The organism is Lysinibacillus sp. NPDC093216, assembly GCF_050280325.1.
Lineage (GTDB): Bacteria > Bacillota > Bacilli > Bacillales_A > Planococcaceae > Lysinibacillus.
Map to the genome: position 1 here is coordinate 42,278 of NZ_JBNNVB010000037.1, position 4,959 is coordinate 47,236.

Consider the following 4,959-nt stretch of genomic DNA (forward strand, 5'->3'; position numbering starts at 1 on the left):
TTACCATTTCGCCATTTTTCATATTTTAAAACGGTTAGCGTATATTGATCAATCCAGTTCATTTCAATGGCTTTTCTTTCGATTGAAATTCCTTCCTCTTGCGAAATTTCATAGTAGGATGAAGTAATTTCCCCTGTTCGCCAGTCTGTAGGTAAAAGCATGTCTACAATTAAGCGGCCACCAGGAATCAAATGATTATGCATACATGTTAATGCATCCATCGCATCTTTTGAATTCTCGATTAAACAGAACGAACCTGTCGGCATAACAATCTCTTCATATTTTGAGTCTAATGAAAAATTGCTTAAGTTACCTTCATATAGATTTGGCTTGAATTCTCTTTCATTGCAGTGTTTTCGGCATGAATCTAACATTTCAGGTGAGTAGTCAATCCCCTCAACATCATATCCATTTTCAAGTAAAGGGATTAAGAAGCGTCCAGAGCCAACCCCCGCTTCAAGTACTCTTCCCTTAGTTCCTTTTAATCGTTCAAGATAATATTCAATATCCCCACCAATTGAATATCCTATTGGTTTTGTCAAATCATTAAGTTCTGTACATAATGGTCCGTAAAAACTATACATTTCAATTCCTCCGATTTCGGGCAGAAGAATCTATTATTCTTACTTCTTCCACACCTTATATTTGTTTGTTGGAAAAAGCCTAGTTTACTTTAACTTTACTAGGCTTTTTTATTTTTCATAAGCAATTAAAAAAGAAGGACAATCACTTGTGTGACAGTTGTCCTTCTTTATTCTAGTACTTTAACACGCCAATTTTTAAAAGATAATTGGGAAATTGCTAATTATTTATCTCTTCTAAGTTAAGATCCTCTACTAATCTAATCTCTGATAACTCCCCATCATTATGTTCAGATGGGATAATGGAGTTATCCTCATTCATTCTGAATTTCCCTTGAAATACGCCTGAAACAACATACTTTTTCGTGTTTTCCAATATAGGACCTTCATATTCAGTTAAAAATAGAATAGCATCTTCATTTCTTTTCAAAGTCGTATCCGTTTCAACAGTATATTCAACATTATCAATAACTCCACCAGTCTCCAAAAGATTAATACTATTTCCTTTTTCGACATTACCTTTATAAACTTCATTTACCTTTAGTTCAGATATAGTAAATGGCACATCTTTATAAATAAACGATTCGTTCCCTTCGACAGTAGCATTAACTATAATTGAGGAATCATTCTCGATTTCACTAATTGTGTCATATTTATTTGTTATTGATACTCCCATAGATTGCGAAGATAATGGATAGTTTGTTGTCTTTAATATGATAAATGATAATAAAAGTAGACTAAATCCAATACTTAATAATAAGATGCTTTTTTTCTTTTTATGCATTAATGAATCCCTCCTTATTTATAAAGTGAATTAACACCATTTATTTCATCCTGTGTAGGCTTATAAACTGTTCTACCATCGTTGTCGTACATTAATTTATCGCTTCCATCCACATGAGCCAAACCTAAAGCATGTCCTAATTCATGAGCCCATACACCCTTTACTGTACTAGCACCATAGTCGTTTAAGTAATATAAATTACCTTGAACAATTGAATCAACATAGTCTCCGGTAGTAACCCATTCACGATAACTTGTCGCACGTCCTGACCAACCAGTTTTTCCATAATCATCAGATTTGATAACAATCTGCGGTCTAGTTGTATTTGAACCCGAATGAGCGCTAAATGTAATTTTCGTACTTGTTGCATTCCAATCCGCTATAGCATTATTTAATTGTTTTCCAATCTTTTCATAAGTTCCGTTAAAGTCCCTTGCTGTGTAAGTAATGTTGTTCGTTTTGTGTTTACCTCCTAATAAGGCATAAGCATAAGCATGTTGAGCAACTGCAAAAGTTAGAAACATACATAGTGTGAAAATAATTATTTTTTTCAAAAGATACCCTCCTTTTTTTAGATTATTATATAATTTCTGTAAAAAATAAAAAAATCCTCCTTTTTTCTAGAAAAACCATCCATTTCTCTGGAAAAATGGTATTATTTCTAAAAAGGAGGTATGACTTTGAAATTTTCTTTTTACTTTTGTTGTTTTTTGTTAATTTTCTTGTTAATAGGATGTAATTCTTCATCTTCTTGGGCTTTTCAATTCGTAAAGTATAATAATACACATTACATTGTGACTGAAGAAGTTTTAGAGAATGACCAACTTGGTGAAAAGTTAGGGGAAGTAAAATACCACCTCAACAATGAGCAAGATAGTAAAGAATTATCTTCAAATATTTATCCAGTTGGAACAAAAATTTATGCTATTAATAACATTGATATTTCAAAAGCGATTGCGGTAGTTAATGAAGACGGAAAATTAATAAAACTTGTAGTCGAGGAATAAGTATTAAACATTTCTTCATTTCAACCTTTGTTCCCTTTGTTTTTTAAACGCTACAATTGAATAATTCTAATCCAATATGTTAAAATAGAAGCATATTTATTAAATCATTTTGAAAGAAACTAAACTTATTACTGGTTAAGGTTTCATGTTTTTAATGTATTTGTAGAGTTATCAATCGCTATAATCTCTACTATAAAATTTTTATAACTTCTGTATCAAAGCGTATTTTACTATGTCTACATAGCTAAAATGCGCTTTTTTTATACACCAAAATCTAAAAAACTCGAAAGGGAGATGCATTATGCAAGATTGAAAACAAGTTTTAGGAAAAGGAGTAGCAACACAAACTGTTGGTGCTGGGTCTGAATTATTAGGTTATATAGTGTCCTATTCTGTTGGTGAGGCGTTATATCGTCGTGATGAAATGGAGAAGTCACTAAAGCTTGATTTAAGTTACTTACCTAACCCAATAGATCCTAAGGATGCATTTGCTAGAGCTGCAAGGGAATGTGAAATTAAATCATGGAAACCTACAGCGGAAAGCAAAGAATATAAAAACTTTAAAAACTTTACGGTTCGGGACATTGTACGTGCGGGACAAAAGCCTGTAAAGCATATGTTGTAGAGACAGTAAATGCCGAACGTGAATGTCTTGATTATGATTCGGAAGGTGCAATTTTAAGTTTCGATGTAAAAACAGGAGATATGTCTACAGTTTGGAATGATCCGACATGTATGGATTTAGTAAACCATGCTGAATCTGCATTCCAAGAGTATCTAACAACCCATAATGGGAATACAGTTCGTGGTTCAATCACGAAGCTATTTAATTCTATGTCACCTATATTAATGCGAGCTACAGGTGGAGTTTACTTTGTTCCAGTCCAGTATGAGGAAAAATTAAAAGGTTCTGTAGCGTATATCAATTTCCTTGAAAAAGGAGATGCGTTTTGTGTTCCTTTAGTAAACAATTCTGAAGAACAGGCGTTAATCAAAATAAAGGTGCAAGAACATCTACAAGGGGTATTAAATAAATGTCGTGAAGCTATTAAAGCTAACGAGGATTTAACACTAATGCCTGAAAAAAAGCGTAAAGAGTTCGAAAAAGAGGCTTTAGCAACTGCTTTACAAGCTGTTGATCAGTTTAAAGATTACAAAGCTATTTTAACTGGTGAAATTAATCAGGTTGAAGGTGCTTTTGATTTAATTAATGCTGCAATTCAAAAAATGACTGATGAGCTTTTAATAAAGCCAGCTAAAAAACATGAAAAGTAAAATTTTTACAACATTATCAAAAAACTCGTTTGAGAGGACTACTAAAAAAGTGGTTCTTTTTTATTTTATCTAAAAACTCATTAAGGAGAGATTAATTATGGATAATTTATTTTTTATGATGGCAGTTGCTCCACATTTTGATGGGATTTATACCGACAAAAAACAAATGGAGGCAACTATTTGGACAGAAGCAGGATTGGCTATGGTAATTAATTTTTCAAAGGAGCGTTCAATAGAGCTGACTATCATCATAAATCACTCACTTTCTGTATAATATAGTAAAATTATACATATCTAAGGCGCGTTGCGCAATATGTCTATTTTATTTCTTATCATCATTAGTGAAGATTTCACTAGTTGGGTGAAGAGCCTATTTTTAAAAAGGGGTTATAGTACGGATTATTTGTAAGGACTCAAAGTTCAATTGAATATTGCCTCTTCAACTTAAAGGGGAAAAAATAAGGAGAGAATACTATTATGAAAATCGAAAAAGTGTTTGCAGATTTCCCATTAATAAGCTCCGAAAATGTAGTGCTAAAAAAATTGAAGATGTACATTTACCGGAAGTATTTGCGATCTATGATAATGAAAAGGTATTTGAATATTGTGGGATAATCCCGAAACATAATATCCAAACTGTGGGTAAAATGATCGGTCATTTTGACAGAGACTACCTGAAGAAAAGCAGAATCAAATGGGGCATTTTTCAAAAGTCTGATAGCGATACATTAGTAGGTATTATAGAAGCAATGGATTTTAATCAAAAAGTGAATATGGTGACGATTGGTTACTTTTTGGCAGAGGACTATTGGGGTAATGGCCTTGCGACGTATGCGCTTAAAATACTTGTCAAATTTTTATTTGAGGAAGTAAATATAAATCGCATTCAGGCTGAGGTTTTGCCATTAAATGAAGCATCTAAAAAGGTGCTCCTGAAAAATGTTTTTTTACACGAAGGACTTTTAAGACAAGCTACGTTATGGTCTGGTAAAGGTGTTGTAGATTTAGAAATATACGGCTTGCTTCAAGAAGAGTACAACCTAGATAAATAATGAATTATTATTTACCCTGTTTCATCTTATAATGTATTGTACAAATTGACCATTTCTTCAAAGGTGCATAAAACTATAATTCTAGCTGACTATAAATGTCAACACCAATATGTACATTTTTGCTCGTTTAAGGGTGTACAAAATTACTCGTTTTCCGAGGTTAAGTGATGCTTTAATCGGTATGAATCACCGACGATTGTGACAACGCTTGCGTGATGTAAAATACGATCTAATATCGCGTTTGCTAACTTCGGTTCAGG

The 4,959-nt window shown here is 32.6% G+C and carries 7 protein-coding genes and 2 pseudogenes; 5 read left to right on the forward strand and 4 right to left on the reverse strand.

Features of this window, described 5'->3' with window-relative positions; genetic code table 11:
- The 3 genes from ACQKOG_RS24885 to ACQKOG_RS24895 form a co-directional block, all read right to left on the reverse strand.
- On the reverse strand, window positions 1-584 hold a 584-nt coding region (locus tag ACQKOG_RS24885; RefSeq protein WP_427448443.1), incomplete at its 3' end, for a class I SAM-dependent methyltransferase.
- 217 nt (window positions 585-801) lie between these two features.
- Window positions 802-1,365 carry a hypothetical protein gene (locus ACQKOG_RS24890; RefSeq protein WP_370083743.1) on the reverse strand — a complete coding sequence of 188 codons (564 nt, stop codon included), beginning with the start codon at window positions 1,363-1,365 and terminating at the stop codon, window positions 802-804.
- 14 nt (window positions 1,366-1,379) lie between these two features.
- Entirely contained in the window at window positions 1,380-1,919 is a 540-nt protein-coding gene (locus ACQKOG_RS24895) for a M57 family metalloprotease (protein WP_370083744.1), read from the reverse strand.
- A 126-nt stretch (window positions 1,920-2,045) separates the two neighbouring features.
- Between ACQKOG_RS24895 and ACQKOG_RS24900 the strand changes: the two genes are divergently transcribed.
- The 5 genes and pseudogenes from ACQKOG_RS24900 (at window position 2,046) to ACQKOG_RS24920 (ending at window position 4,699) form a co-directional block, all read left to right on the forward strand.
- Complete coding sequence (locus tag ACQKOG_RS24900) at window positions 2,046-2,372, forward strand: hypothetical protein (RefSeq protein ID WP_370083746.1); 327 nt, start codon at window positions 2,046-2,048, stop codon at window positions 2,370-2,372.
- 370 nt (window positions 2,373-2,742) lie between these two features.
- Window positions 2,743-2,997, forward strand: a pseudogene (locus ACQKOG_RS24905) (DUF6744 family protein); the annotation flags it as partial.
- Between the two features lie 50 nt (window positions 2,998-3,047).
- Window positions 3,048-3,647, forward strand: a complete 600-nt coding sequence (locus tag ACQKOG_RS24910) for a DUF6744 family protein (protein WP_370083750.1) — start codon at window positions 3,048-3,050, stop codon at window positions 3,645-3,647.
- A 97-nt stretch (window positions 3,648-3,744) separates the two neighbouring features.
- Window positions 3,745-3,921 (forward strand): hypothetical protein, encoded by a 177-nt coding sequence (locus ACQKOG_RS24915; protein ID WP_370083748.1) that lies wholly within the window; start codon window positions 3,745-3,747, stop codon window positions 3,919-3,921.
- Between the two features lie 203 nt (window positions 3,922-4,124).
- A pseudogene (locus tag ACQKOG_RS24920) lies at window positions 4,125-4,699 on the forward strand (GNAT family N-acetyltransferase).
- A gap of 143 nt (window positions 4,700-4,842) precedes the next feature.
- On the opposite strand, the gene ACQKOG_RS24925 reads toward ACQKOG_RS24920, so the two are convergent.
- On the reverse strand, window positions 4,843-4,959 hold a 117-nt coding region (locus ACQKOG_RS24925), incomplete at its 5' end, for an ATP-binding protein (protein ID WP_427448446.1).

What these genes read in the sequence shown, in the direction of transcription:
- ACQKOG_RS24890 (WP_370083743.1), bottom strand. Translation starts at nt 1,365, where the DNA reads ATGCATAAAAAGAAAAAAAGCATCTTATTATTAAGTATTGGATTTAGT.
- ACQKOG_RS24915 (WP_370083748.1), top strand. Translation starts at nt 3,745, where the DNA reads ATGGATAATTTATTTTTTATGATGGCAGTTGCTCCACATTTTGATGGG.